This window comes from Chryseobacterium sp. S0630 (genome assembly GCF_024158915.1).
Classification (GTDB): Bacteria; Bacteroidota; Bacteroidia; order Flavobacteriales; family Weeksellaceae; genus Chryseobacterium.
Genome location: NZ_JAMZGF010000067.1, coordinates 1 through 26,259 on the forward strand (window position 1 = coordinate 1; position 26,259 = coordinate 26,259).

Genomic DNA, 26,259 nt, shown 5'->3' on the forward strand with positions numbered 1-26,259 from the left:
CAAAAAAATCATCCTAAAAAAATAATATGGGTAGTTTATAAACAAAAACCGCCTCAAGGAAAATGAGACGGCTTCTTCTTGTTTACGCAAAATAATTGTTTATATGAAAAAACTAATATCCCGGGTTTTGAGTAAAATCCTTTGAGGCATCAAGAGTTGCCTGAGGAATAGGGAAAATTCTTCTGTAAGGCTGGGTAGCTGCTTTTGCTGTTCCCGGTAAATCAAATTTTCCGAATCTGATCATTGCCTTTCTTCGGTACATTTCCCAATACAATTCATATCCGGATTCTTTAAGTAGAGTATTCTCATCCAGAGAAGTAAGTGCAGCTCCGGGGGCATTATTCTTTAAAGCATCATTTGTTCTTGTTGTTCTTAATTTATTGACATCCGACAAAGCTGCTGATATATTACCATTTCTCAGGAAAGCTTCAGCTTTTATCATATAATCTGTATAATGGAACACCCATTCCGCTTGTTCCGTTGTTTCCGTAACCAGGATCAAATTCAAACTTGAAATTTCTTACTCCTCTGTTGATCTGAGCCTGTGTGAATACCGCTTCTGAAGGATTATCAAAATTAAGCTCCGGAGTAAAATCTGCAGCAAGCGTTGTGCGCTGAGAAAAACGTACTTATCAACAATAAAACGGAGACTATTGGTTTATTCATCTTAAAAATAAGACGAAATTACAGGAATGGACGGGGGAATTGTTTTAATGGAATTTTAAATAATTGTGAAGGAAGGTTATTCTTCTAGTTCTGCATTTTGTCCTGCATAATTTTCTAATATTCTTTCAGAAACATCTCTTAATGTCTTTTCACTTTCAGGGTGCTTTCCAAAACTTGTAAAGAACTCTACATGATTATTACTTTTATTATACCACACTTTTCCTAAGGAATTTGCAACAGTCAATGTGTCCGGTCTCATAATTTTTTTGAAATATTTAAACATATATTGGTTCATCGGAACTATCTCCACTTGAGAGCCTAGAGAACTGCTATCAGTTGCCATATATTTATCCTTATCCCAATACATATACGCTTTATCAATAGCAGAAGAACCCCAGCCCGAAGTAAAACCTATAGATTTAGAATTTTTATTATTAGAAAAAACAACACCTCCTGTAACGAGAAATAAAATAAAGGTCATTTCTAAAATACCTAATCCATTTTTTTTCATAAAATCAGGTAATGGCCAAGTTGGCGATACAGTAATAATTATTTGTTGAAATTTATCAGATATATCTTTAAAGCTTAAACCAAAAGTATTTGTTGCATGTTCTCCTTCAAGACTTACTCGATCACAAAAGTCAATAAAATTATTATATCCTATATACTTACTTAGGCAATCTAAAGCAATATCGTCAATATTATAATCTTCATTTTCTTGTACTAGACTTGTATAATATCTTGTATATGACCTTTCATCTCTTTTAAAATCATATCGTTCTTCAAAAAGAGAACTCAAATAACCAGAAACAGAATTTTTACTCCCTCGTGGAAGCTCTTTTTTTGCTGTCTCGAATACAGTTTTCATTAAAAATCTTTTCTTCTCATACATAATTTTTCAGGTATTAATTATTTGCTGTCCAAATTAGACAGAAACAAGACATAAAAATTGCGGTTTTCCGTAAAAACCAACAACTTACATCATTTCCATCTGTCAATCGCCTGTCTTAATATTCAGGATTTTCTATCAGATATTTGTAAAAGAAATCAGGAACAAAAAATTAAATCTAAAAAACCTGATTTCAAAAACCACCAGATAAAACGGAGGAAAACTCCGGGTTGGGAAGCAGATGTTTCTCCTCCGTTTTTGAAGGTTCACTTCCCAAAAAATTTAGAAGCGCTTCAATTTTTTTTACCGTATAACACTGTCTGCGATCTGCTTCGCAGGGAAGAATACGAATGCTTTAACAATAAATTTTTTGACCCATGTTAGAAATTATATTAATGCTATTCGGTTTAGCATTCTCAACCAATAATACTAATGCAACAACAGCAAATGATAATAACCCAACTTCTGTAACCACACAATCTCAGAGAGAATCTACAGGTACAGGAGAGACAGGGGAAAGCGATACGGGAGGAGAAACAGGACAAATAATACCTCCAAGAAAATAACAGAGAAAGCGGAAGGATTATCTTTCGCTTTTTTTATTAAATTTGAAAAAAAACATTGAAAGCTCATATAACTTTACTATTAATCTTATCTCTTTTACTTTCTTGCTCAAGAAAAAAGCCATCAGTAACTGATCGAATAAATTACGATAAAGGGTATGATTACTTAGAGGCATCAAAAAAAGACAGTGCATTTAAGTATTTTAATAAGGCAAAAGATGATTTTATTCAAAAAGGATATCCTTCTTACGCAGGCAATTGTTTAGTACTTATGGGAATCATCCAATGTGAAGCTGGAGATTACTATGGAGCTCAAGAAACAGCTCTATCAGCGATCAAGTTCCTAGATAAAAAAAAAGATTCGGTAGAAATTGTTTCCAATTACAATAATCTTGGCATTTCTTGCCAAAAATTAAAAGACTATAAAAGAGCAGCAGAATTTTACAATCAGGCTTCAGTATATGCTCAAGATTCAATTAAGCGCTTCACTCTTCTTAACAATATGGCCGTTTCATATGTATATTTGAAAGAATACAACAGGGCAATTAATATTTACAATAGCATTTTATCTTCCAATATGGAGAAAAAGTCTATTATTTTCTCTAAAGTTTATGACAATTTAGCTTTTGCAAAATTTAAACAAAATGCTCAATACGATGCTGAATATGAGCTAAATGAAGCTTTTCAAATTCGAGAAAAACTGAAAGATAATGATGGATTAAATGCAAGCTTTTCTCATCTAACAGAATATTTTGAGGATCGAGACACCATAACAGCTCTTTTTTATGCAAAAAAAATGTTCCAGACCGCCTCAGTTAATAATAGTCCTGATGATAAATTAGAAGCCCTCCAAAAAATAATACAATTAGAAGAACCTGAAAATATAAAAACAACCTTCAAGCAATATCAAAATTTGAAGGATAGCTTAGAAACAGCTAGAAATAAATCTAAAAATCAATTTGCTTTAGAAAGATATGATTCTGAAAAATTCAAAAGAGAAAATATAGAAAAGGATAATAATATTTTAAAACTTCTGTTTGGAGTGGCTGCATTAATTGTTGCAATAATATTTATCGTAATTGGTTACAGAAGAAGACAATTAAAATTAAAACAAGAAAAAGAAATTGAAATAAAAAACACCCAGCTCAAAATGTCTAAAAAGGTTCATGATGTGGTTGCCAATGGGATTTATCAGGTGATGACAAAGATTGAGAACCAGGAAGATTTTAACCGTGATAATGCCCTTGACGAACTGGAATTTGTGTATGAAAAATCAAGAGATATTTCCTATGATAAAATTGGTGAGGAAAAAGAGTTCAGTAAAGTAATCTCAGAACTTATCGCATCCTTTAATAGTGAGTCTGTAAAAACCTTTACAGCGGGGAATAATCCCGGAATTTGGGAACCGATTTCTGCTACAGTAAAAGAGGAAATTTATCAGATGATTCGTGAACTGATGGTAAATATGAAAAAACACAGCCAGGCCAGCCATGTGGCCGTGAAGTTTGAAAACACAAACAACCTTGTTGAAATTCAATACAAAGACAATGGAATAGGAATTTCCGGAGACCTTATTTATAAAAATGGGCTGCGTAATACGGCATCCCGCATGGAAGCAATTAACGGAACCATTACTTTTGACACAAAAATTGAAAAAGGACTGAAGGTAAATCTTTCATTCCCTGTTTCCTAATCATATAGTCATGTTCAAAAAAGTTTTAATCGTTGAAGACCAGGAAATAATGAACCAGGGAATCCTGAACACGATAAAAGAATTAAATATCCCTGATTTTGATTATGTAATGTATTGTGATGAAGCTTTAAGCAGGATCAAAACATCTTTGGAAAAGAAAAGTCCTTACGATCTTCTTATTGCCGATCTGTCGTTTGAAAAAGATCATATTCCTCAGCGACTTCGTTCCGGACAGGAGCTTATTTCTGAGGTAAAAAAGGTTCAGCCGGGGTTAAAAATAGTTGTATTTTCTGTAGAAAAGAAAGCCAAAATAATTGATGATCTGTACAAGATATATCAGGTTGACGGGTTTGTAAGCAAGGCAAGGCGTGACGGGCAGGACCTGAAAAGTACAATACGGAAAATCTTTAATGGAGAAACCGTAATTCCTCAGGAAGTTTTGAATACAATGCGTCATATTTCTTCTGAATTTGATGTGTATGATATGAAATTAATTGAGCTGCTTGCCAAAGGACACAAACAAAGTGAAATAAGCAGCTATCTGAAAGAACATCGAATGATACCTTACGGCATCAGGTCTATTGAAAAGAGATTGAATGAACTTCGGGATAGTCTTGGCGCAAAAAACAATATTGAAATGATCGTAATCTGTAAAGATATTGGCCTCATCTGATTAAATCTGCTGAAAAGAATATTTTTCGCTTTATTTACGGGATCACGTAATGATGAGATAATAAATGACTATACTTTTGAGGTCTTAACCTATTTTTTTAAATTAAACCGTATAACCATGTTCAAAAAAGTTTTAATTGCCGAAGACCATGAAAGCATCAATATTTCTGTTCAGAAAACCCTTGAGGATCTGAATATTCCCAACGTTGATTATGTATATTATTGTGATGATGCCATAGGAAAAATACAGAAAGCTTTACGGGAAGAACATCCTTATGACTTGTTGATTACAGATCTTTATTATGAAGATGACCATCATAAACAGAATCTTAAAGACGGAAAAGATCTTATTAAAAAATCAAAAGAGATTCAGCCTGATTTAAAAGTCATTGTATTTTCGGCAGAGCATAAAACGGGGGTCATAGAAAATCTTTTTTCAGATTACCAAATTAACGGTTATGTTCGTAAAGCCAGAAATGATTCAAAAGACTTAAAAAAGTCGATTGCCTCTGTATACATTGGCGAAAATTATTTATCTTTTGATCTGAAGCAGGATATGAAAAAGTTTAACAGCTATGAGTTTTCTACTTTTGACATCACCCTTGTCTCCCTTCTTTCTAGAGGAATTTTACAGAAAAACATTCCCGCTCATTTGGACGAAAGGAATATTAAACCCTCCAGCCTGAGCAGCGTTGAGAAAAGATTAAACAGTCTGAAAGAAGACCTCGAAATAAACAGCAACGAACAGCTGGTAGCCTTCTGCAAGGACATCGGAATTATATAAAAAACAATTCATTTCACTTAGAACCTTTCAAAAAATTTGGAAGGTTTTTTATTTTTTCGCCCATTTTACGGAAACCCGTAATGGACAGAATTTTAATGCTCATATTTTTGGACTGTTAAACCAATAAAAATTTTACAATGGAAAGAAAACCATTAGGAACAAAAGCAAAGACAGGAGAAAACTGTCCTGAATCTGGAGTTTGGAAAGTTGTTGGAAATCCTTCTACAACAGCCCCAATTTCAAAAGGGAATAGAATGCCTCCTTATGATGGGAAAGCTGTTACTTGGGAATTAATTCAGTACGCTTAACTAAACTTTTATTTCCAGCGATTATTAATAAAAGTAATCGCTGGATTTTAATTAATAAAAAATAATAATCATGGGAAAATTTATCATCACACAAAGAATCAACAACGAGTATCAGTTTAATCTGAAGGCAGGAAATGGCGAAATTATTTTAACAAGCGAAGGATATGTTCAGAAAGCATCCTGTCAGAAAGGAATTGAATCCGTAAAATTTAATTCACAGGACCTTTCAAGATATGACAGAAGAGTAGCGAAAAACGGAAAAGATTATTTCGTGTTAAAAGCAAGAAACGGTGAAATTATCGGAAACAGTCAAATGTACAGTTCAAAATCTGGAATGGAAAACGGTATTGCTTCCGTAAAATCAAATGCTCCAACAGCAGAAATTGTTGATGAAACTTTAAAAAAATAAACTATGGATCTCAAAATTAAACTTGATCAGTTACATCAGAAAGTAATTGGACTGAAGGAACAGATAGGAACGGAAGAAGCTACAAAAAATGCCTTTGTAATGCCTTTCATACAAATTCTGGGTTATGATATCTTCAATCCTACGGAAGTTATTCCTGAACACATTTGTGACATTGGCACGAAAAAAGGAGAAAAAGTAGATTATGTGATCAAAAATAATGATGAACCTATCTTCATTATTGAATGCAAACATTGGAAGGAAAGCGCAGATGCCCACAATTCGCAGCTTCACAGATATTATCATGTTTCTAAAACAAGATTCGGAGTTTTGACCAATGGTATAGTGTATAACTTTTATACAGATCTTGAAAAACCCAATATTATGGATGAAAAACCTTTCTTCACCATTAATATTGAGGATTTAAAAGATAGTTCCATTAAAATTCTGGAAAGCTTCACGAAGAAAGATTATAATCTGGAGAATATTCTCGATTCTGCAGAAGCATTAAAATACATCAAAGCCATTAGAAAAGAATTTGAAAAAGAGATCGAAAACCCATCTGATGAACTGGTAAAACTATTAGTGAACCGTTTCTTTGAAAAGCCCTTAACAGCCAACAGAATGGTTTCTTTCAAAGAATATGCTAAAAAAGCTTTAACAACTTCTATAAATGAATCCATCAGCTTCCGTTTAAAATCTGCATTAAGCATTAATGAACAAATAGAAAAAAGAGAAGACAATGTAAAAACATCACAACCCATCGATGAAAATAATGATTCTAAAACTGTAACAACGGAAGAAGAATTGGAAGGCTTTCAAATTGTAAAAGCAATCCTGAGAGAGAAAATTCCGTCATCCAGAATTGCTTACAGAGATACGCTTTCATATTTCGGAGTTTTGCTGGATGATAACAATAGAAAACCGATTTGCAGACTACACTTTAATACAGCAAATAAATATCTGGAGACTTTTCACAATGGTAAAGAAGCAGGAGAAAAGATTTTATTGACTACTCTGGATGAAATCTATAATTACAGGAATCAGCTTCATCAGACGCTGGAAAATTACAATTAACCATGAAAAAGCTAATCCCTTTCATTATATTGACCTTCAGCTTATTTCTTTTAAATTCTTGTCTGAAAGCCAATGACAATGCAGAACACGGCGGAAGATGTACAGGTTCTTCCTATTGCACGGCTTGCTCCAACTGCTCAAGATGTGGGCACTGTAGTGGCGGTGGAACCTGTGGAGTTTGTGGAGGCGGATCTTCCGGAAGAAGCTCATCATCGAGCAGTTCCAATAAAAAAAGTAAGTCTGGAAAATACAAACCTTCTGATTCTTATAAATCTTCCAAAACAAAATCAAGTAAACCTCCAAAAGTATTTATTGATGAAGTTAATTTCAATATTAATTCCAACATCAGATACATTGCAGGAATAGAAGCAACAAATATTTACGAGAAAACATCTCTAAAATCTAAAATAATAGCAACGGTGCCTAAAAAAGCCAAGCTCATTCAACTTTCCAAAGAAGGCTCGTGGTACAAAGTACAAGTCAAATCAAGTGGAAAAACAGGATATGTTTATTATAAAGATGTAAAATAATCAAAACAAAATAGTATGAACTTAAAGAATTTTTTAAATGAAGAACAGGATCCTCAGGCTGTTGAAAAGCTTTTAGGAAGGATAAACAGTCTTCTTACTTCACAAGAAGTTGTAGAATACATAGCTGTTCAGAAGAAACCTGTAATCAATTTATCTCCAGATTGTATTGCTCTAACCAACAGGAGAATTATTTTCTGCAGGCCCAAAAATTTTGGCTTATCAATGGATTTTCAGGATTACAGCTGGGTAGATATAGCCGATTGCCACATCAAAGAAGGAATTGTGGGCGCTTCGTTTATCATGAAAACAACAAACAACTTCACCAATATGATGGATTATCTCCCTAAAAACCAAGCCAGAAAACTATACCAGTTTGCTCAGGAAGTAGAAGAAAGAATGCGTGGCCTGAGAAGAGAAAAAAATCTTGAAACTCTGAGAGCTTCAGCAGGTGGGGTTACCGTCAACAATGCTACCCCTATTATCACACAGCCTCAGCAGTTTCAAGAGGAAAAAAAGCCATTACTAATTGAAAATGAAGATCCTTTTGCCTTATTGCAGAAGTTAAAAGACCTGAAGGAAAATGGAATAATTTCTCCTGAAGAGTTTGAAATAAAAAAGAACGAAGTTTTATCAAGAGTTTAAATTATGAAATCAAAATCTACCGCCACATTACTTGCTTTTTTCTTGGGAGGATTAGGCATTCACCGATTTTACTTAGGTCAAAATGGTATGGGAATACTTTATCTGGTATTTTGTTGGACATTCATTCCTGCATTAATTGCTTTTTTTGATTTCTTCGTATTTATTTTTATGTCTGAAAGTCGCTTTAACAATAAATATAATTTTAACACAGGATTTTAAAACAAGTATTATGAAACCATTTCTCACCTTCTGTGCGTTATGTTGTTTCATCGGTATTTTCAGACTTCCTATAGAATATTATACTTTCCTCAGAATTCTAATTTCCATCGGAGCTTTATTGGTTTTATACAATACTTTAAGCTTTAAGCAACACTATTTCAGTATAATTTTTCTGATCATTCTTATTCTTTTCAATCCTGTTTTCCCCATTTATTTGTATCGAAAAAGTATTTGGATCCCTATTGATACCATAACGGGAGTTCTGTTCTTATTGATCAATTTCATAGAAAGAAAAGAACAAAAAAAAGAAGAAAAAATTACCGAAGAAGCCACAGAACCTTCAATACCCATTCACCAAAGAACTGTTTCAAGAGACAGAATTATTAATCCTAAAAAACCAAAAGAAGAATAACCATCATGGAAAACAATCATATAACGGAAAATCTCAAAGCCCATTTTTTAAGGTTGTATCAAATGGCTATCTGCGATGATGATTTCAGTGCATTAGAATTAAAAATGCTCTACAAATGTGCAGAAGAAAGGGGAATTCCATCCAAAAATTTAGATGAAATCCTTTTAAATCCCATCAATTTAAAATCATTGGTACCACAGACTATTGAGGAGAAAGTAGATTATTTATATGATCTCACCGTAATGATCTGGGCAGACGGAATTGTTTCGCCAAACGAATATTCTGCAATGCAAAAATACGTTCTGATGTTTGGCTTTTTGGAAGAAAATGTAATGGCAATTGTAGACTATCTCATTGAAGCCGTAAGAATCGGAAAGAACAAAAGTGAAATTTTATATGAATTAAAAAATTAACTCATCATGGACACCGCCAGTATAAAAAATTTATTCAAACTCAAATCCGTTCCGATAGAACCCAAACCGGAACCGCTTCCCTCAAATAAGGACAACCCTACTGATGAATCTCTGGAAGAAACCAGAAAGAGAACTTATCATGAATCCGGTTACAGAGACAGTTCGCGAACCAACGGAAACCATTCTACCCTATCCATATGCCTGGATGCCGTTTATTCCAAATTTCAGAACGAAGAAAAGGAAATGGTAGAAAAGCAACAAAAGCTTAAAGAAGCATACATTAACGAACAGAAAAATCGGGAAACTGAGGTCAAAGCTTTATTTGTTTCACAGGAGACCAAAGAGGAACAGTTAAAAAATAAAAACAAAGAAGTTGAAAATCATCAGCATACTATTGAAAATTTAAAAGCTGAAATTCTTGATCTTCCCAGAAATCCTGAAAAGTATAATGTAAAAGCTTCAAAAGGAGCCTCTGCAAAGTTTTGGATAGGTTTTATTCTTCTGATTCCTATAAGCTTATATTTATTAACATTCTATATTTCAACTTCGTATTCCGCATTTTTTAAAAGCTTTGATGCAAAAAGTACAGTTATTCAAAGTGTTTTAGATGCACAAGCTTTCAGCAAAGCCTGGAATGAAGGAGCTATTGAAGGGGCTTTTGTTACTTTAATTCCATTTGTATTTCTAGGATTGGGATTTTTGATTCACATGTTTAATGAAAATAAAACGAGAGCCAATTACATCAAACTAGGTTTATTATTTATTGTAACCTTTGTTTTTGATTCTATTCTAGCCTACGAAATTGAGTCAAAATTATATGAATTAAATAAAACTTTTGAATCTCCTCCATTTGATGTTAAAATAGCTTTTACGAAAATTCAGTTTTGGGGAATTATTTTTGCCGGGTTCATTGTATACATCATTTGGGGCGTAGTTTTCGATTTTGTAATGAAAGAACATCGTGAAAAGGATAAGATCAAAAACGAGCAGGAAATCAGGCAGAAGAGAGTTGAATTTTTTCAGGAAAAGATCAATCTTTTGAAAAAAGAAATCGAAGAAATCCTAGCCAGTATCGGAACGATAAAAGAAACTGTTATCAAAACCCGGGGAAGAATCGAAGAGCTTCAAAATATTATTGACGGGGTTATTATTCCAACCAAAGATTACAAACTGTATGCTTCGGAATATGTTCAGGGCTGGATCACCTTCATCGGTGAAAAAATAGCCGTATCAAGAACGGAAAAACAGACAATGATTGATGACTGCATTGTCTCCTATAATACGAATTTGGAAACCGTAGGTGCTAATTCCGACAATCAGAATTTAGTTTATTTATCATCTTTATAACTACAAATTATGAAAAAGATACTTTATTTATTATTCATTATATCTTTGGCTTCTTGTTGTAAAAAACCACCTCTGCCACCGCCTTGCACCAATTGCCCGCCAGAAGTTGATTCAAACAATATCAATGTCAGTATTTTAATTGACCTTTCCGACAGAATTGATCCTAACACAAATCCAAACCCAACAATGGAATATTACCAGCGAGATGCGGAATACATCAAAGCCATTGAAAAAGGATTCATCAATCATATTAAATCCAAGAAAATCATTACCTATGATGATCAGATGCAGGTTTTCTTCAATCCGGAACCTTCTGACCCTAAGATAAATGATTTCACAAAAGAGCTGAAAGTTTCTTTTAATAAAGATGTTCCAAAAAGATATTTTGATTCCGTAGATAAAAAATATGCTGAATTACCTTTAAATATTTATCAGTCAGCTATAAAAGATGGAAAATTTGTAGGCTCAGATATTTGGGAATTCTTTAAAAACAAAGTCAACGATTATTGCATAAAACAAGATAAAAGAAATATTCTGTTCATTTTGACGGACGGATATATGTACCATGAAAACACAAAATTTGCAGAAGGAAGCAAAACCTCTTATCTAACCACCAAGCTCATAAAAGCTAACAATCTGACAACCTCTGATTTTAAAAATACTATTGAAAAAAAAGGCTACGGCTTTGTAAAAGCTAATGATGATCTCAAAAATTTAGAAGTAATTGTTCTTGGGATCAATCCTGAAAAAGGGAACCCTTTTGAAGAAGCTGTTATTAAGCAATATTGGGAAAATTGGTTTAAAGAAATGAAAATTAAAAAGTATCAGATCAAATCTGCTGATCTCCCCTCCAATCTGGAGCCCATTATATTAAAAACAATTTCAGGAAAATAAAAACACACTCCAATATATTTAACTATCAAAAAAGCGAAGAATTAAATTTCCTCGCTTTTTTTATTTTCTTATCATTTCCGTATGCGGAATATCATCTTCCAGATATTTCTTTCCAGTATCTTCAAATCCGAAGCTGCTGTAAAATCGTAAAAGATAATCCTGTGCCGATATTTTGATTTCAGAAGTATGAAAACGGTTTTCTATAGTTTCCACAGCATATTGTATCAGCTGTTTTCCCAAACTTTTCCCTCTTGCCTGCTCTGTTGTCAGAACTCTGCCGAAGGAAGTTTCATCATATTTTATCCCCTTGTCAAATACACGGCAATAAGCCAAAACCTGTCCATCTTCTTCCGCCCAGATATGAACACCTTTCTGATCATAGTTATCCAGATCAGGATAAGGACAGTTCTGTTCAATCACGAAAACATCAATACGGGCTTTTAGTACTGCGTATAATTCAGGAACAGTAAACTCATCAAACGTTTTGATTTTCCAGACAATATTACTCATCGAAACTTATATTATTATGGGTTAAAAAATCATTGGTCTTCTGTATAAAATTAAGAATGTTATCTCCACCTTCTTTCTTTTCTGCTGAGGTGATATACAGTTCAGGAAGATCTTCCCATGTTTTATGAAGTTCAGCCTTATAATCTTCTACGTTTTTGACCACTGCATTCGGCTTTAGTTTGTCTGCCTTGGTAAAGACAATCGAGAACGGGATTCCACTTTCTCCACACCATTGGATAAATTCCAGATCAATCTTTTGCGGAGTATGTCTTACATCTACCAGCACAAAAAGGTTAACCAGATTTCTTCTGTTCAGAATATAATTGGTGATCAGCTTTTCAAAATCTTTTCGCTGAACTTTTGAAACCTTTGCATAGCCATATCCTGGTAAATCGGTAAGATACCAGTTTTCATTCACCAAAAAATGATTGATCAGCTGGGTTTTTCCTGGGGTTTGTGATGTTTTAGCAAGATCTTTGTGATTCATCATTGCATTGATCAGTGATGACTTTCCTACGTTCGACCTTCCGATAAAAGCATATTCGGGAATATTTGGTTCAGGGCATTCCTGCCATTTTCCACTACTCTTTACAAACTCTGCTGTCTTGATAATCATTTTTGAATGTATTTTAGAAAAATAAACCATTAAGAAAAGCTCTTAATGGTCATTTATATGTTTTAAACTTTATCTTTTATCCAGTTATACAGGATCTCATTGAATTCATCCGGTTTTTCCATCATGGCAGCATGGCCGCATTTATCAATCCAGAATAAGTCGGAATTAGGAATAAACTTGTGCATATCTTCTGCCACTTCAGGAGGAGTAACATTATCCTGTTTACCCCAGATCAGGCAGGTAGGTGTCACAATCTTCGGAAGATCATTCAGCATATTGTGTTTGATGGCACTTCTTGCCAGCATTACTGTTTTTATTCCTTTCATTCTATCGTTTACTACCCCGAAAACTTCATCTACGAGATCTTCTGTTGCCACCTTTGGATCGTAGAAAACTTCCTCCGTTTTCTTTCTGATATAAGAACGGTCATTTTTTCTCGGAAAACTGTCTCCGAAAGTTCTTTCATAAAGCCCGGAACTTCCCGTAAGAACAAGATTCTTTACCAGATCAGGTCTTGCTAAAGTCAATATAAGTCCTACATGGCCTCCCATTGAGTTTCCTACAATAGTTACCGGACCAGAAATATGACTTTCTATAAACTTGATAATATATTTTGCAATAGTGGTAAGATTCGTATTGAGTACCGGCAGATCATAGATCGGCAACTGAGGAACATATACTTTGAAGCCTCTATCCGAAAAAAAATCTACCATTTTATCGAAATTACTCAAACCACCCATTAATCCGTGCAACAGCACTAATGGATGTCCTTCTCCCGCTTCTACATAGGAATATTTCTTTTCTTTTTTTGTACTAAATATCATAAAACGCCTTAATAAAGCCCTGCAAAAATACAAATTAAACCTCAAAAAAATTTTGATTATCCTAATTTAAGATAAAAATAATATAATATTCTGCTTTTTAACTTTTTTTTTCAAAACGGCTTTATTATGGCGTAAATAGCACTTTCAACAAGTGTCTTCATATCAGCATTTTACATTATTGAAATTCAATCTTTAATAAAACTTATTAACATTGAGTCAAAAAGTGGGAAAAAGTGGGAAATTTTGGAAATTATTATATAAATTTGTCCCAAATGAAAAATTTCATTGGGACATATGAGTGTAAAATTGACGACAAAGGCCGCTTAAAAGTTCCTTCATCTTTAATCAAACAGATGGAAAACTTCGACGATAAGGCGTTTGTAGTCAAAAGATCTGTGTTCCAACCTTGTCTGGAAGTTTATCCTATGAATGCATGGGACAAACTGATGGGTAAAATTAATAAACTGAACAGGTTCATAAAAAAGAATGCTGATTTCATACGAATGTTTACGGCAGGAGTAAAAACAGTAGAGTTGGATAATGCAGGAAGACTACAGATCTCTAAAGACCTTACGGTTTTCGCAAATCTTCAGAAAGATATTGTGATTACCAGTGCAGGAGAACTCTTTGAGATTTGGGATAAAGATGCCTATGAAAAGGTAATTGCTACCAACGAAGCAGATTTTGCAAGCCTTGCCGAAGATGTGATGGGCTCTTTCGATGAAGAATAACTGTAGTAGGTTATTAATTGATTATATAGTAAATAAAAAACACAATTAAGCATGTATCATAACCCCGTTTTGTTGAAGCAGAGTGTTGATGATTTGGTGACGAATCCTGACGGAATATATGTGGACTGCACCTTTGGAGGAGGAGGCCATTCAAGAGAAATCTTGAGCAGACTTTCCGACAAAGGGAGATTGTTCAGTTTTGATCAGGACCTGGATGCACTTAAAAATACAATTGATGATCCACGTTTCACATTGGTAAATCAGAATTTCAGATTTCTGGAAAACTCATTGCTGATGTATGGCATTTCACAAGTGGATGGTGTTTTGGCAGACTTAGGGGTGTCTTCTCACCAGTTTGATGAAGCAGACAGAGGTTTCTCTACAAGAAGCAATGCTCCTTTGGACATGAGAATGAATGTAATGCAGAATCTGGATGCCAAAAGAGTGATTAATGAATATGAAGAAAGCGAACTTGCAGACCTTTTCTATCACTATGGAGAATTAAGAGAAGCAAGAAAGCTGGCGAGAGAAATTGTTCACCACAGAAAAACTAAAAGTATAGATACTACGGAAGATCTGAAAAAATTGTTCAGCTACATTCCACCTCACAAGGTTAATAAATTCTATGCTCAGCTTTTTCAGGCGATAAGAATTGAAGTCAACCAGGAACTTGAAGTATTGAAAGAAATGCTGGTTCAGGCTTATAATGTTTTAAAACCGGAAGGAAGATTAGTCGTTATTTCTTACCACTCTCTGGAAGACCGTTTGGTAAAAAGATTCCTGAAAAACGGAATGTTCGAAGGAGAACCGGAAAGAGATATCTACGGAAATTATAAAAAGGCATTCGAATTGATAAAGAGTAAAGCAATCATTCCTGATGATCAGGAAATCGAAGAAAACTCAAGAGCAAGAAGTGCCAAGATGAGAACAGGAATAAAAGTATAAAATGTGAATAAGTGAATTGTCAAGAATGAATCATTTAACAAAATAAGTTGACCATTGACACAACGTACATTCACTACAAAGCAAATTGACATCATAAATTGGCTAAAAGAACAACAAATCGCCCCCAGAAAAGACTCACTTTTATAGACATTATAAAAGGAAACTTTCTGAATCGTGATGAGATCAAAATACATTACAGGTATTTTCTCCTCTTGTTCGTTCTGATGATGGCCATGATTTATACCAACCATCTCGTCAATAAAAAAATAAAAATTGTAAACGCCTTAAAGGAAGAAACAGAAGAATACAAATCACGAAACGCTTACGCCCAGAGTAAGCTGATCAAAGTAAAAATGGAATCAGAGCTGGGGAAAGAAGTTGCCCGGGATTCATTGATGACCCTGGAAAACCACCCTCACAAATTGCTAATAAAACTGGACAGTACAGATGCAAAAGCAAAATGAATACGACAATAAACGTAAGAAAACGTTACGATGGGGCTACCTCTTTGCAGTGGTAGCTTTGTGCGTGTTTGTAATGTTCTTGGCAAGGATTGTTATTCTTCAGAATACCAATGTCCAGGAAATTAAAGATGATTACATTAATAAAAACTATCGTGAAGCCACTTTAAAAGCTGCCCGAGGTAACTTGTTTGCTTCTGACGGTTCTATCCTTGCAACAACGGTGATGAGATATGACATCTATCTTGATTTCAAAACAATGAAAGATACGGTGTACTCCAATAATATCGGAGCACTGACGGATTCCCTGAGCAAAATGTTCGGAAAATCCAGAGGAGAATTCAGACAGAAGTTTGACGAACAGAAGAAAAAGAAAAACCAGTATTATACCTTGGTAAAAGGATTGGATTTCGATCAATACGACAGAATCCGAAAGTTCCCGATCTTCAAAAGAGGAAAAAATAAAGGCGGATTTATTGTTGACAGAAACTATAAAAGAGAATTGGCTACTTCAGAAATCGGAGCCGGAACTATCGGTATGGATAACGGAGAACTTAAATCCGGACTGGAAGGTGCTTTCTCAAAATATTTAACCGGAACAGACGGTAAAAGACTGGAGCAAAGAATCAACTCTTCCCAATGGAAACCGATCGACTTCTGGAAAGTTCAGGAACCGGTAGACGGAGAAGATGTTTATACAACGTTAGACCTTAGAATTCAGGACATTGCGCATTCCGCCCTTGAAAAGCAGCTGATTAATTTCGAAGCTAAACACGGAACTGTCATTGTGATGGAAGTGGAAACCGGAAAAGTACGGGCTCTTGTTAATTTAAGAAGAACAGAAGAAGGAGAATACGAAGACTCTTACAACTACGCTCTGAAAGATAATATCGAGCCAGGATCTACCTTTAAAACCATTTCGCTTCTGGCAGCAATGGATGATGGATTCATCGATGAAAACACAACGGTAAACGTAGGAAACGGAGTTTGGGTCTATGCAAAACAAAGAATCTCTGACGGCCACGGAGGAGGAACCTATGATATCAGTGATGTATTGGCGAAATCCAGTAACGTAGGAACGTCAAAACTGATCACAAAATATTATGCAGAAAAGCCTCAGATTTTCCTTGACCACCTGAAACGTTGGAAACTATTCGACAAAATGGATATCGAGCTTCCGGGAATCACAAAACCTAAGATCGTAACTCCACAGAATAAAAGATGGAATGCAGCAACACTGGCTTCTATCTCTTACGGATATTCTTCCAACATTAACCTGCTGCAGTTGACAACCTTCTACAACGGCGTGGCCAACGGAGGAAAAATGCTTAAGCCTTTATTCATTGATAAAATCATGAAAGATGGTAAAGTAATGTACAATGCGAAACCTGAAGTAATGGTGAACAAAATGGCTTCTGAAAAAGCCATTAAAATGATGACCAGTGCTTTAACCAAAGCGGTAGAAAAAGGAACAGGACGAAGCATCTTTACTCCCAACCTGAAAATGGCTGGAAAAACAGGTACCGCAAGATTTGAATACTGGCTGCCTGGCCCAATGAAATATCGTGCATCATTTGCAGGATTCTATCCGGCTGACGCTCCAAAATATACATGCTATGTCATGATTAGCGAGCCCAATACCGCAAAAGGATTTTATGGAGGTTCCGTTTCAGCACCGGTGTTTAAAGAAATTGCAGGAAAAACATTCCTGAAAACGCCTCAGAATATTGAAAAAGAAATGCTGGTAGACAAAAAGGTTAACCTGAGCAAAATGGTTGAGCCTAATGTTAAAGTAGCAGTCAATGATAAGCAAATGCCTAATGTGGTAGGATTAATCGGGAAAAATGTAATCCCGCAGCTGGAAAACTTAGGCTACCGTGTCGATTATAAAGGAGTAGGAAGAATTAAAGAACAATTCCCTCTGGAAGGCACAACGATTAGTAAGAACCAGAGAATTTATTTGTCTCTGCAGAATTAAAAACAAGGATTTAAAACAGAATAAGGCAATGCCTTATTGATAAAGATGATAATAACAGAATTAGTAAACAGAATCCCAGTATTGGAAATTCACGGTGATAACAACCGTGAGGTGACTGAATTGGTGATCGACAGCAGAAAAGTTACAGAAAACTCTCTTTACATTGCCATGAGAGGAACAGTGGTGGATGGTCATTCATTCATTGCATCTGCTATTGAAAAAGGAGCTGCCGCAATTGTTTGCGAAGAATTCCCTGAAACATTGGTGGAAAATGTAACCTATGTTCAGGTAAAAGATTCATCTAAAGCCTTAGGCCATCTTGCTTCTAACTTCTATGGAAACCCTTCAGAGAAGTTAAAACTGATAGGAGTTACGGGAACGAATGGAAAAACATCTGTTTCTACCCTTCTTTTTGACGTTTTTAAAAACCTTGGATATCCAGCCGCTTTACTTTCTACTGTTGAAATCAGAATTGGTGAAGAAATTATTCCGGCTACCCACACAACTCCTGATGTGATTACGATCAACAGGATTCTGGCCGAGGCTGTAGAAAAAGGTTGTGAATTTGCCTTCATGGAAGTAAGCTCACACGGAATTGCCCAAAACAGAATTGAAGGATTACATTTCAAAGTAGCGGGCTTTACCAATCTTACTCATGATCATTTAGATTATCATAAAACTTTCGAAGAATATTTAAAAACTAAGAAAAGATTCTTCGACCAATTAGAAGATACAGCCATTGCCATCACCAATGTAGATGACAAAAATGGAAACGTCATGCTTCAGAACACTAAGGCTAAAAAGAAGTCTTATGCATTGAAAACCATGGCAGACTATCACGGGAAATTATTGGAAGTAGATTTCAACGGAATGCTGTTGAATTTCAACGGAAAAGAATTCTGGACGACATTAACCGGAAAATTCAATGTATACAACTTGCTGCTTGTATTCGGAATTGCTGAAGAACTAGGTTTCGAGCAGGATGAAATTCTTCAGGCTATCAGCAAATTAAAAAGAGTTTCCGGAAGATTTGAAACTTTCAAATCCGATGGTGGAATTTTCTTTATCGTAGACTATGCACACACTCCAGACGCTTTGGAAAACATTCTGGACAGCATCAACGATATCAGAACCAAAAACGAAAGATTAATCACTGTATTCGGTTGTGGAGGAGACAGAGATCACTCCAAAAGACCTGAAATGGGAAATATTGCCACCAAAAAATCAACTTTGGCAATCATCACTTCAGATAATCCGAGAACAGAAGATCCTGCACAGATCATCAAAGAAATTGAAGCAGGAGTTGAACCTCAGAACTTCAGCAAATACACTTCAATTCCGGATAGAAAAGAGGCTATAAAAATGGCCATAAAGTTTTCAGAACCCAAAGATATCGTTTTAGTTGCCGGAAAAGGGCACGAAACTTATCAGGAGATCAATGGTGTGAGACACCATTTTGACGACAAAGAAGTAATTAATGAGTTCTGGAAATTAATGAGCAAATAAATTACAAGTGATAATTGAAATAATAACTGCTCTAATCAATTATCAATGATCATTTATTAACAATTGAAACTATGCTATACTATCTATACGAATATCTAACCAACCATGGAATTCACGTTCCGGGATTAGGAATGTTGAAATACATCTCCTTCCGTGCCGGAATGGCTGTATTATTCTCATTGATTATTGCTCTTGTCTACGGAAAAAGAGTAATCAATTATCTGAGAACAAAACAAATGGGAGAATTGGTACGTGATCTGGGATTGGATGGACAGAAACAAAAAGAAGGAACTCCTACCATGGGAGGGCTTATCATTATTTTGGCAACCATCATTCCGGTATTGCTTTTTACAAGAATTACCAATGTATATATTGTTTTGCTGTTGGTTTCAATGTTCTGGATGGGAGCAATTGGTTTTCTTGATGATTATTTAAAGAAGATTAAAAAAAATAAAGACGGTTTAAGTGGTAAATTCAAAATTGTAGGACAGGTTGGTTTAGGGCTAATCGTCGGAATTACAATGTATTTCCACCCGGATATTACTGTAAAAAGAAAATATGCAGATGCTAAAGTGGTGAACAGGAACAATGTAGAGCAAAACTTTATGCCTACTGAAAAAATTACTGTTTCTACCGTTCCATTTGCCAAAAATAATGAATTCGATTATAGCGGAATTTTATTTTGGATGAATGATAAAGATGCCCATGAGTGGGCATGGATTGTCTTTATTCCGATCGTGATCTTCATTGTAACAGCTGTTTCAAATGGAGCCAATATCACAGATGGAATTGACGGTCTGGCAGCCGGAACAAGTGCCATTATACTGCTCACGCTGGCTCTTTTCGCATATCTTTCAGGGAACATCATCTTTGCAGATTATCTCAATATCATGTTCCTTCCGAATATGGGAGAAACCACCATTTTTGCCGTGGCAATGGTAGGTGCCGTGATCGGATTCTTCTGGTACAACACCTATCCTGCACAGGTTTTCATGGGAGATACCGGAAGTTTAATGCTGGGAGGAGTAATTGCCGTTTTAGCCATCATTTTAAGAAAAGAATTGCTGATTCCTGTATTATGCGGAATCTTCTTAATTGAAAACCTGTCTGTAATGCTTCAGGTAGTTGTTTTCAAATACAGAAAAAGAAAATACGGGTTGGAATATGCCCAAAACAATAGACTATTCAAAATGTCACCATTACACCATCATTATCAGAAAGAAGGATTCCACGAAAGTAAAATCGTGAACAGAATGATCATCATCGGAGTAATATTGGCTATTGTATGTCTGATCACATTAAAAATGAGATAAAAATTAAAAGCTGTAAGCAATAAGCGTAAAGCTTAAAGCCTATAGCATAAAGCTTTTATAATATGAAAATAGTTGTTTTAGGAGGTGGAGAAAGCGGATGCGGAGCTGCTTATTTGGCCAAAAAGAAAGGTCTGGAAGTATTTCTTTCAGATAAAGGTGCCATTAAGGATAACTATAAGCAGTTTCTTACCGATAATGAAATTGAATTTGAAGAAGGAAACCACGATGAAGAAAGGATTTTAAATGCTGACTGGATCGTAAAAAGCCCGGGAATTCCGAAAAAGGCAGACATCATCAATAAAATTCATGAAAAAGGAATCAGACTTTCCTCTGAAATTGAATTTGCTTCTGAATTTACAGACGCAAAAATCATTGCCATTACCGGAAGCAACGGAAAAACAACCACAACTTCCCTGATCTATTATATCCTGAAAAATGACGGATTGAATGTAGGTCTAGGAGGAAATATCGGATATAGCTTTGCAAAGCAGGTTGCAGATGAAAACCATGAATATTATGTATTGGAAGTAAGCTCTTTCCAGCTGGATGATATTCAGAATTTCAGACCGTATATCTCTTTATTGTTAAACCTGTCTCAGGATCACCTGGATCAGTACAACTACAATTATGAGGAATATGCTTTAGCTAAATTCAGAATAACAGAAAACCAGGAGAACGACAACTTCTTCATCTACAATAAAGATGATGAAATGAGTAAGAATCTTCTTGAAAAGCTTGAAATAAAAGCTAAAATGATTCCTTTCTCAACCAAAGAGAAGTTACCTGAAGGAGGTTTTGTGAACGCAGATGAGATTATAGTAAAAATGAAAGACGAATTCGCAATGAAAGTTGATGAATTGTCTCTTTTAGGAAACCACAATGTAGCGAACAGCTTAGCAGCTTCTATTGCCGGTAAGATCTTAAAAATCAACAATGAAAGCATCAGACATTCATTGATGACATTCCAGGCCGTAGAACACAGATTGGAATTTGTAACTGAAATTGATAGCGTAAAATATATCAACGACAGTAAAGCAACCAATGTAAATGCTACTTACTACGCCTTAGAAAGTATGAAAACACCAACCGTTTGGATTGTTGGTGGATTAGATAAAGGAAATGACTATACCGAAATTGAAGATTTAGTTAAAAGAAAAGTAAAGGCAATCGTTTGCCTTGGAGTAGATAACAAGAAGATCATCGATTTCTTTAAAGACAAAAAAGAAGTTATTTATGATACTTCAAGCATGGAAGAAGCAGTGAGAATTTCAAAATCACTGGCTAAAAAAGGCGATACTGTTTTATTATCTCCATGCTGCGCAAGCTTTGACTTGTTCAAAAGCTATGAAGACAGAGGACGCCAGTTTAAAGAACAGGTATTAAATGCCAATGGCCATTAGCCATTAGCCAATAGCATTAAATATGGACGAACAGAACACAGAAAGCAGATTCGAATTTCTAAAGGGCGATAAAGTACTTTGGATGGTCATCCTTGTGATCTCCATTTTCTCTATTTTCCCTGTATACTCTGCAAGTTCAAATCTTGAATACATCGTGAATAACGGGACCACAACAGGTCATGTTATCAAACATATGTTCTTTGTAGTCCTGGGATTAGCAATTATGAGACTGGTAGGAACCATAAAATATGAATACATCGGAAAGCTCAGCAGCATCCTGCTCGGCCTTATGATAGTTCTGTTGATTGTTACCATGTTTACCGGACAAACCATTGATGGAGCCAGTGCTTCCAGATGGCTGAAAATTCCGGGAACACCAATCTCTTTCCAGCCTTCCTCATTTGCCTTTTTAATGCTCATCATTTATCTGTGCAGATATTTAACCAAGAAGATCACCAGAGAAAGGCTTCCTATAGAGAATATCATGTATATTTTTGGCCCTATACTGCTTGTTTTTGTATTGGTAGCCAAAGATAATGGTTCCACAGCATTAATGATTCTAATGGTTTCCGTTGTGGTTCTTGTCATAGGGCAGCTTCACTGGAAATACATTGCAGGGTTTATTTCTGCCTCATTCGTAGCCATTGTATTATTTTTATTAATAGCACTGAATACGAATATGATTGGCGGAAACCGTGTTCATACATGGATGAGCCGTGTAGAAACATTTACCTCAAGCAAAGCAAAATCAGCCGATGTAGATGATGAAAGTGTAAAAGCGAAAAACTATCAGGTAATGCAAGCCAAAGCAGCCATCGTACATGGTGGAATTACCGGAATGGGACCAGGAAAAAGTGCCTTGAAACAAATGCTTCCCCAATCTGCCTCCGACTTTATTTTCGCGGTTATCGTAGAAGAATACGGAGTGATTGGAGCTGCCTTCCTGATCAGTTTATATCTGATTATGATGATCAGAATCGTAATGATTGCCAGCAAAATGCCGGCTTTCTTCGGATCGTTGCTCGTGCTCAGTCTCGGGGTGATGATATTCATTCAGCTTTCGGTAAATATTGCCGTTGCAGTGAACCTGATCCCGGTGACAGGACAGCCGCTGCCTTTGATCAGTTACGGAGGAACCTCAATGCTGGTAACCTATCTGCAGTTAGGCATTATTTTAAATATAAGCTCCAGAATTCAGATTTATGATGAAGAAGGAATGGGCAAAAAACAAAGTATAGCAGAAATAAACGATATCGCTTAAAATGGACAAAAAATTAAAAATATTATTATCAGGCGGCGGAACCGGAGGACACATCTTCCCGGCCATTGCCATCGCTGATGAAATCAGAAAAAGATTTCCTGATGCAGAATTTTTGTTCATTGGTGCCAACGGGAAAATGGAAATGGAAAAAGTTCCACAGGCAGGCTATAAAATTGAAGGAATTGATATTGCAGGAATAGACAGAGGAAACTTGTTATCCAACCTGGGACTGCCTTTCAAGATTCTGAAAAGTTTATCAAAATCTAAAAGGATTATCAAAGACTTCGCCCCTGATTTTGCAGTAGGAACCGGAGGATTTGCCAGCGGACCCGCTCTTTATGAAGCAAGCAAAATGGGAATTCCCATTTTCATACAGGAACAGAATGCCCATGCAGGAGTAACCAATAAAATTTTAAGCAAAAAAGCGAAAGCCGTTTTCACAGCGTATCCAAAAGTAGAAGGTTTTCCGGCAGAGAAAATAAAATTCCTTGGAAATCCGATTCGTGAGAATATTGTTTCAGGAATGCAGGATACCGCTCAGGCAAAAGAAAAAATGGGATTGAATACAGACAAACTTACGATTTTGTCTGTAGGAGGTTCTTTAGGCTCCAGAACATTGAATAATGCATGGAAAGAAAATATTGAAAATCTGAAAGAAAAAGGATATCAATTAATTTGGCAAACAGGAAAGTTGGATTACAAAGAATTGTCTTCCAACCTCCAGCTTCCAGCTTCCATTCATTTGAAAGAATTCATCAAAGACATGGAACTGGCCTATTCCGCAGCTGATATCATTGTTTCCAGAGCCGGAGCTATTGCCATTTCAGAGTTGGCTGTGGCGCAAAAACCGGTGCTTTTGGTTCCTTTCCCTTTTGCAGCGGAAGACCATCAAACTAAAAATGCCATGAACCTGGTTGAAAAAAATGCAGCCAGAATGGTGAAAGACTCTGAAATGCAGGAAAAATTCTGGAATACATTATCAGAAATCTGCGAGAATGAAAGGGTAAGAAACGAAATGTCTGACCATCTTAAATATTTTGCCAAGCCAAACGCCGCAAAAGAGATTGTAGACGAGATTTTTAAAGTGATAAAATAATCAGGAAAGGCTTCGACAAGCTCAGCCTGACATAAATAAATCAGTTAGTATTAGAGCTGTCACCCTGAGCTTGTCGAAGGGCCAGTAAGCAAACACAAATGAATGAAAATATATTATGTATACATTGTAAAATGTTCGGATAACTCCTATTATACAGGCTTTACCAACGATTTGGAAAGAAGAATTACTGAACATAATGACGGTTTAAATCCTGAAAGTTACACGTATACAAGAAAACCTGTAGAACTTGTTTTCTACCATGAATTTAATGATGTCACTCAAGCGATAAGCTTTGAAAAACAAATTAAAGGCTGGAGTAGAAAAAAGAAGGAAGGAATAATAAATGATAACTGGGATTTATTACCAATGTTATCAAAAAATAGGATGAAAGATTAGAAGGCTTCGACAAGCTCAGCCTGACACTGTTAAAATGTAATGCATTAACGAGTCATTAAGTTAGTTGAGGAAAGCTTTAGAATATAAACAACTCTGAAATTATTCAAGAGTCATTAAAGATTAAAATATAAATGAACATTTTACAAACATATCAAACTTTTTACTTCGTTGGAATCGGAGGTATCGGAATGAGTGCATTGGCACGCTATTTCAATGCATCCGGAAAAAAAGTATTGGGTTACGACAAAACCAATACAAAACTTACTCAGAACCTGATGAATGAAGGCATTGATATTGTTTTTGAAGATATTATTGATGAAAGGATTACTTCCCTTCAGAAAGAAGATACCTTAGTCATTTATACTCCAGCCATCAAAACGCTTGGAATACTGGATTATTTCAATCAAAATCAGTTTGAAGTTTTAAAACGTGCTAAAGTTTTAGGCTTAATTACTGAAAATACAGATTGTATCGCTATTGCAGGAACTCATGGAAAAACCACTACATCTACCCTTGTGGCCCATTTGTGCAAAGAAGCGGATCTTCCTTTCTCATGCTTTTTGGGAGGAATTTCTGAAAACTTTAAATCCAACTTCCTGTACAATGGTTCCAAGTATTCTGTAGTAGAAGCAGATGAGTATGACAGAAGCTTCCTGAATTTATCTCCGGACTGGGCAGTAGTAACTTCTACAGATGCGGATCATCTGGACATTTATGGAGACATCAACCATATTGAAGAAGGGTTCAGACAGTTTGCAGCTTTAGTTCCTCAAGACAAACAACTTTTTGTAAGAAAAGGACTGGAAATTGGCAGAGGGCATCAAACTTATGCAGTGAATGAGCCGGCAGATTATTATTCAGACAATCTGCGTATGGAACATGATAAAATTTATTTTGACTTCCATACTCCAACGGAAACAATAAAAGATTTTGTCTGGGAAATTCCGGGAATTCATAATGTGGAAAATGCCACTGTAGCACTGGCTATTCTGCATAATTTAGGCGCAGATTTTGATACGCTGAAAAAAGCAATTGCCAATTTTAAAGGAATTAAAAGAAGATATACCAAACATATTTATCAAAACGGTAAAATTTACATTGATGATTATGCTCACCACCCTACAGAAATCAATGCTGTAATGAGCTCAATCAGAACATTTTATCCTGACAAAAAACTATTGGTAACCTTCCAGCCTCACCTTTTCAGCAGAACGAGAGATTTCGCAGATGGGTTTGCTGAAAGTTTGAGCAAAGCAGATGAGCTTATCCTTCTCGACATTTACCCTGCAAGAGAACTTCAGGAAAATTTTGAAGGAATCACTTCAAGCTGGCTGTTGGACAAAGTAACATTAGATAAAAAAGAAGTATCGACTTTATCCGATGCTTTTGAAAAAATAAAAGAGAAAGATTTTGATATCCTCCTTACCGTAGGCGCAGGAAATATAGATACCCTGTATGACCCTATCTGTGAATGGATTGAGAAAATTTGAGTATAAACGCAATGCTCGCGAAGAAAAAAATGTAAAATCGTTCGCAAAGGCGTTTCACTCAGCAAATGAGAATACAACAGATTTATTAAAAACATAATTAATTTATTAATAACAACTTATTCAATTGATAGCCGTAGCTAAGTGAAACGTGCTTGCGAACGGAAAAATAAAATTGATTTGTGCCCATAGTGGCAGAAAAAAAATATGAAAAATAAAT

The 26,259-nt window shown here is 35.5% G+C and carries 30 protein-coding genes; 25 read left to right on the plus strand and 5 right to left on the minus strand.

The genetic code is table 11. The annotated features are described in order from the left end of the window. Nucleotides 1-112 precede the first annotated feature (112 nt). A complete protein-coding gene (locus tag NK356_RS20830; RefSeq protein ID WP_367399320.1) occupies nucleotides 113-508 on the minus strand; it encodes a RagB/SusD family nutrient uptake outer membrane protein in 396 nt (131 codons plus the stop codon). Nucleotides 509-742: 234 nt separating this feature from the next. Further along, nucleotides 743-1,534 (minus strand): hypothetical protein, encoded by a 792-nt coding sequence (locus NK356_RS20835; protein ID WP_253317948.1) that lies wholly within the window; start codon nucleotides 1,532-1,534, stop codon nucleotides 743-745. A 398-nt stretch (nucleotides 1,535-1,932) separates the two neighbouring features. Between NK356_RS20835 and NK356_RS20840 the strand changes: the two genes are divergently transcribed. The 14 genes from NK356_RS20840 (at nucleotide 1,933) to NK356_RS20905 (ending at nucleotide 11,515) form a co-directional block, all read left to right on the plus strand. Next, nucleotides 1,933-2,121 carry a hypothetical protein gene (locus NK356_RS20840; protein ID WP_253317949.1) on the plus strand — a complete coding sequence of 63 codons (189 nt, stop codon included), beginning with the start codon at nucleotides 1,933-1,935 and terminating at the stop codon, nucleotides 2,119-2,121. Nucleotides 2,122-2,176: 55 nt separating this feature from the next. Next, a complete protein-coding gene (locus NK356_RS20845) occupies nucleotides 2,177-3,811 on the plus strand; it encodes a tetratricopeptide repeat-containing sensor histidine kinase (protein ID WP_253317950.1) in 1,635 nt (544 codons plus the stop codon). 10 nt (nucleotides 3,812-3,821) lie between these two features. Continuing rightward, entirely contained in the window at nucleotides 3,822-4,484 is a 663-nt protein-coding gene (locus tag NK356_RS20850; protein WP_253317951.1) for a response regulator, read from the plus strand. Nucleotides 4,485-4,601: 117 nt separating this feature from the next. Next, on the plus strand, nucleotides 4,602-5,267 hold the full coding sequence (locus NK356_RS20855) for a response regulator (RefSeq protein ID WP_253317952.1): 666 nt from the start codon (nucleotides 4,602-4,604) through the stop codon (nucleotides 5,265-5,267). A 137-nt stretch (nucleotides 5,268-5,404) separates the two neighbouring features. Continuing rightward, complete coding sequence (locus NK356_RS20860) at nucleotides 5,405-5,575, plus strand: hypothetical protein (RefSeq protein WP_168802030.1); 171 nt, start codon at nucleotides 5,405-5,407, stop codon at nucleotides 5,573-5,575. A gap of 70 nt (nucleotides 5,576-5,645) precedes the next feature. After that, nucleotides 5,646-5,984: a YegP family protein gene (locus NK356_RS20865; RefSeq protein WP_253317953.1), complete on the plus strand. Its 339-nt coding sequence runs from the start codon at nucleotides 5,646-5,648 to the stop codon at nucleotides 5,982-5,984. A gap of 3 nt (nucleotides 5,985-5,987) precedes the next feature. Next, complete coding sequence (locus tag NK356_RS20870; RefSeq protein WP_253317954.1) at nucleotides 5,988-7,058, plus strand: type I restriction endonuclease; 1,071 nt, start codon at nucleotides 5,988-5,990, stop codon at nucleotides 7,056-7,058. A 2-nt stretch (nucleotides 7,059-7,060) separates the two neighbouring features. Then, nucleotides 7,061-7,588 carry an SH3 domain-containing protein gene (locus tag NK356_RS20875; RefSeq protein WP_253317955.1) on the plus strand — a complete coding sequence of 176 codons (528 nt, stop codon included), beginning with the start codon at nucleotides 7,061-7,063 and terminating at the stop codon, nucleotides 7,586-7,588. Nucleotides 7,589-7,603: 15 nt separating this feature from the next. Next, nucleotides 7,604-8,230 (plus strand): PH domain-containing protein, encoded by a 627-nt coding sequence (locus NK356_RS20880; protein WP_253317956.1) that lies wholly within the window; start codon nucleotides 7,604-7,606, stop codon nucleotides 8,228-8,230. A 3-nt stretch (nucleotides 8,231-8,233) separates the two neighbouring features. After that, on the plus strand, nucleotides 8,234-8,449 hold the full coding sequence (locus NK356_RS20885; protein ID WP_253317957.1) for a TM2 domain-containing protein: 216 nt from the start codon (nucleotides 8,234-8,236) through the stop codon (nucleotides 8,447-8,449). A 10-nt stretch (nucleotides 8,450-8,459) separates the two neighbouring features. After that, nucleotides 8,460-8,861 (plus strand): DUF6804 family protein, encoded by a 402-nt coding sequence (locus NK356_RS20890; RefSeq protein ID WP_253317958.1) that lies wholly within the window; start codon nucleotides 8,460-8,462, stop codon nucleotides 8,859-8,861. Nucleotides 8,862-8,866: 5 nt separating this feature from the next. Beyond that, nucleotides 8,867-9,274, plus strand: a complete 408-nt coding sequence (locus NK356_RS20895) for a hypothetical protein (RefSeq protein WP_253317959.1) — start codon at nucleotides 8,867-8,869, stop codon at nucleotides 9,272-9,274. Between the two features lie 6 nt (nucleotides 9,275-9,280). Further along, nucleotides 9,281-10,621: an ABC transporter permease gene (locus NK356_RS20900; RefSeq protein WP_253317960.1), complete on the plus strand. Its 1,341-nt coding sequence runs from the start codon at nucleotides 9,281-9,283 to the stop codon at nucleotides 10,619-10,621. 9 nt (nucleotides 10,622-10,630) lie between these two features. Further along, nucleotides 10,631-11,515, plus strand: coding sequence for a hypothetical protein (locus NK356_RS20905; protein ID WP_253317961.1), 885 nt, complete (start codon nucleotides 10,631-10,633; stop codon nucleotides 11,513-11,515). 60 nt (nucleotides 11,516-11,575) lie between these two features. Here the strand turns inward: NK356_RS20905 and NK356_RS20910 are convergent, their stop codons facing one another. The 3 genes from NK356_RS20910 to NK356_RS20920 form a co-directional block, all read right to left on the minus strand. Beyond that, on the minus strand, nucleotides 11,576-12,025 hold the full coding sequence (locus tag NK356_RS20910) for a GNAT family N-acetyltransferase (RefSeq protein WP_253317962.1): 450 nt from the start codon (nucleotides 12,023-12,025) through the stop codon (nucleotides 11,576-11,578). Next, on the minus strand, nucleotides 12,018-12,641 hold the full coding sequence (gene yihA, locus NK356_RS20915; RefSeq protein WP_034694211.1) for a ribosome biogenesis GTP-binding protein YihA/YsxC: 624 nt from the start codon (nucleotides 12,639-12,641) through the stop codon (nucleotides 12,018-12,020). Before yihA ends, NK356_RS20910 begins: the two co-directional genes overlap by 8 nt. Before the next feature lie 62 nt (nucleotides 12,642-12,703). Beyond that, a complete protein-coding gene (locus NK356_RS20920; RefSeq protein WP_253317963.1) occupies nucleotides 12,704-13,465 on the minus strand; it encodes an alpha/beta fold hydrolase in 762 nt (253 codons plus the stop codon). A gap of 272 nt (nucleotides 13,466-13,737) precedes the next feature. On the opposite strand from NK356_RS20920, the gene mraZ reads away from it, so the two are divergent. From mraZ to murC, 11 genes are all read left to right on the plus strand, one after another. Next, nucleotides 13,738-14,196 (plus strand): division/cell wall cluster transcriptional repressor MraZ, encoded by a 459-nt coding sequence (mraZ, locus tag NK356_RS20925; protein WP_041461948.1) that lies wholly within the window; start codon nucleotides 13,738-13,740, stop codon nucleotides 14,194-14,196. Between the two features lie 51 nt (nucleotides 14,197-14,247). After that, nucleotides 14,248-15,141 carry a 16S rRNA (cytosine(1402)-N(4))-methyltransferase RsmH gene (gene rsmH, locus NK356_RS20930; RefSeq protein WP_034693889.1) on the plus strand — a complete coding sequence of 298 codons (894 nt, stop codon included), beginning with the start codon at nucleotides 14,248-14,250 and terminating at the stop codon, nucleotides 15,139-15,141. 98 nt (nucleotides 15,142-15,239) lie between these two features. Next, on the plus strand, nucleotides 15,240-15,605 hold the full coding sequence (locus NK356_RS20935) for an FtsL-like putative cell division protein (RefSeq protein WP_034693891.1): 366 nt from the start codon (nucleotides 15,240-15,242) through the stop codon (nucleotides 15,603-15,605). Beyond that, the gene (locus NK356_RS20940) at nucleotides 15,589-17,580 is read left to right on the plus strand and encodes a penicillin-binding transpeptidase domain-containing protein (protein ID WP_034693893.1); all 1,992 of its coding nucleotides are present in this window, start codon (nucleotides 15,589-15,591) and stop codon (nucleotides 17,578-17,580) included. The genes NK356_RS20935 and NK356_RS20940 overlap by 17 nt, the downstream gene beginning before the upstream one ends. 45 nt (nucleotides 17,581-17,625) lie before the next feature. Further along, complete coding sequence (locus NK356_RS20945) at nucleotides 17,626-19,086, plus strand: UDP-N-acetylmuramoyl-L-alanyl-D-glutamate--2,6-diaminopimelate ligase (RefSeq protein WP_253317964.1); 1,461 nt, start codon at nucleotides 17,626-17,628, stop codon at nucleotides 19,084-19,086. 71 nt (nucleotides 19,087-19,157) lie between these two features. Next, a complete protein-coding gene (gene mraY / locus NK356_RS20950; RefSeq protein ID WP_114819545.1) occupies nucleotides 19,158-20,399 on the plus strand; it encodes a phospho-N-acetylmuramoyl-pentapeptide-transferase in 1,242 nt (413 codons plus the stop codon). A gap of 62 nt (nucleotides 20,400-20,461) precedes the next feature. Beyond that, entirely contained in the window at nucleotides 20,462-21,799 is a 1,338-nt protein-coding gene (gene murD / locus NK356_RS20955) for a UDP-N-acetylmuramoyl-L-alanine--D-glutamate ligase (protein ID WP_253317965.1), read from the plus strand. 22 nt (nucleotides 21,800-21,821) lie between these two features. Next, nucleotides 21,822-23,060, plus strand: a complete 1,239-nt coding sequence (locus NK356_RS20960) for an FtsW/RodA/SpoVE family cell cycle protein (RefSeq protein ID WP_047421942.1) — start codon at nucleotides 21,822-21,824, stop codon at nucleotides 23,058-23,060. A 1-nt stretch (nucleotide 23,061) separates the two neighbouring features. Continuing rightward, nucleotides 23,062-24,156 (plus strand): undecaprenyldiphospho-muramoylpentapeptide beta-N-acetylglucosaminyltransferase, encoded by a 1,095-nt coding sequence (murG, locus tag NK356_RS20965; RefSeq protein WP_034693900.1) that lies wholly within the window; start codon nucleotides 23,062-23,064, stop codon nucleotides 24,154-24,156. Between the two features lie 102 nt (nucleotides 24,157-24,258). Beyond that, nucleotides 24,259-24,552 (plus strand): GIY-YIG nuclease family protein, encoded by a 294-nt coding sequence (locus NK356_RS20970; RefSeq protein ID WP_034693901.1) that lies wholly within the window; start codon nucleotides 24,259-24,261, stop codon nucleotides 24,550-24,552. A gap of 131 nt (nucleotides 24,553-24,683) precedes the next feature. After that, nucleotides 24,684-26,042: a UDP-N-acetylmuramate--L-alanine ligase gene (gene murC, locus NK356_RS20975; protein WP_034693902.1), complete on the plus strand. Its 1,359-nt coding sequence runs from the start codon at nucleotides 24,684-24,686 to the stop codon at nucleotides 26,040-26,042. Nucleotides 26,043-26,259: the final 217 nt, after the last annotated feature.

Coding starts and splice junctions, on each gene's coding strand:
- NK356_RS20855 (WP_253317952.1), top strand. CDS start 4,602: ATGTTCAAAAAAGTTTTAATTGCCGAAGACCATGAAAGCATCAATATT.
- NK356_RS20880 (WP_253317956.1), top strand. CDS start 7,604: ATGAACTTAAAGAATTTTTTAAATGAAGAACAGGATCCTCAGGCTGTT.
- NK356_RS20945 (WP_253317964.1), top strand. CDS start 17,626: ATGATAATAACAGAATTAGTAAACAGAATCCCAGTATTGGAAATTCAC.
- NK356_RS20870 (WP_253317954.1), top strand. CDS start 5,988: ATGGATCTCAAAATTAAACTTGATCAGTTACATCAGAAAGTAATTGGA.
- NK356_RS20940 (WP_034693893.1), top strand. CDS start 15,589: ATGCAAAAGCAAAATGAATACGACAATAAACGTAAGAAAACGTTACGA.
- murG (WP_034693900.1), top strand. CDS start 23,062: ATGGACAAAAAATTAAAAATATTATTATCAGGCGGCGGAACCGGAGGA.
- NK356_RS20875 (WP_253317955.1), top strand. CDS start 7,061: ATGAAAAAGCTAATCCCTTTCATTATATTGACCTTCAGCTTATTTCTT.
- rsmH (WP_034693889.1), top strand. CDS start 14,248: ATGTATCATAACCCCGTTTTGTTGAAGCAGAGTGTTGATGATTTGGTG.
- NK356_RS20910 (WP_253317962.1), bottom strand. CDS start 12,025: ATGAGTAATATTGTCTGGAAAATCAAAACGTTTGATGAGTTTACTGTT.
- NK356_RS20860 (WP_168802030.1), top strand. CDS start 5,405: ATGGAAAGAAAACCATTAGGAACAAAAGCAAAGACAGGAGAAAACTGT.
- mraZ (WP_041461948.1), top strand. CDS start 13,738: ATGAAAAATTTCATTGGGACATATGAGTGTAAAATTGACGACAAAGGC.
- NK356_RS20865 (WP_253317953.1), top strand. CDS start 5,646: ATGGGAAAATTTATCATCACACAAAGAATCAACAACGAGTATCAGTTT.
- NK356_RS20885 (WP_253317957.1), top strand. CDS start 8,234: ATGAAATCAAAATCTACCGCCACATTACTTGCTTTTTTCTTGGGAGGA.
- NK356_RS20970 (WP_034693901.1), top strand. CDS start 24,259: ATGAAAATATATTATGTATACATTGTAAAATGTTCGGATAACTCCTAT.
- NK356_RS20905 (WP_253317961.1), top strand. CDS start 10,631: ATGAAAAAGATACTTTATTTATTATTCATTATATCTTTGGCTTCTTGT.
- mraY (WP_114819545.1), top strand. CDS start 19,158: ATGCTATACTATCTATACGAATATCTAACCAACCATGGAATTCACGTT.
- NK356_RS20890 (WP_253317958.1), top strand. CDS start 8,460: ATGAAACCATTTCTCACCTTCTGTGCGTTATGTTGTTTCATCGGTATT.
- yihA (WP_034694211.1), bottom strand. CDS start 12,641: ATGATTATCAAGACAGCAGAGTTTGTAAAGAGTAGTGGAAAATGGCAG.
- NK356_RS20960 (WP_047421942.1), top strand. CDS start 21,822: ATGGACGAACAGAACACAGAAAGCAGATTCGAATTTCTAAAGGGCGAT.
- NK356_RS20850 (WP_253317951.1), top strand. CDS start 3,822: ATGTTCAAAAAAGTTTTAATCGTTGAAGACCAGGAAATAATGAACCAG.
- NK356_RS20920 (WP_253317963.1), bottom strand. CDS start 13,465: ATGATATTTAGTACAAAAAAAGAAAAGAAATATTCCTATGTAGAAGCG.
- NK356_RS20840 (WP_253317949.1), top strand. CDS start 1,933: ATGTTAGAAATTATATTAATGCTATTCGGTTTAGCATTCTCAACCAAT.
- NK356_RS20900 (WP_253317960.1), top strand. CDS start 9,281: ATGGACACCGCCAGTATAAAAAATTTATTCAAACTCAAATCCGTTCCG.
- NK356_RS20835 (WP_253317948.1), bottom strand. CDS start 1,534: ATGAAAACTGTATTCGAGACAGCAAAAAAAGAGCTTCCACGAGGGAGT.
- murD (WP_253317965.1), top strand. CDS start 20,462: ATGAAAATAGTTGTTTTAGGAGGTGGAGAAAGCGGATGCGGAGCTGCT.
- NK356_RS20895 (WP_253317959.1), top strand. CDS start 8,867: ATGGAAAACAATCATATAACGGAAAATCTCAAAGCCCATTTTTTAAGG.
- murC (WP_034693902.1), top strand. CDS start 24,684: ATGAACATTTTACAAACATATCAAACTTTTTACTTCGTTGGAATCGGA.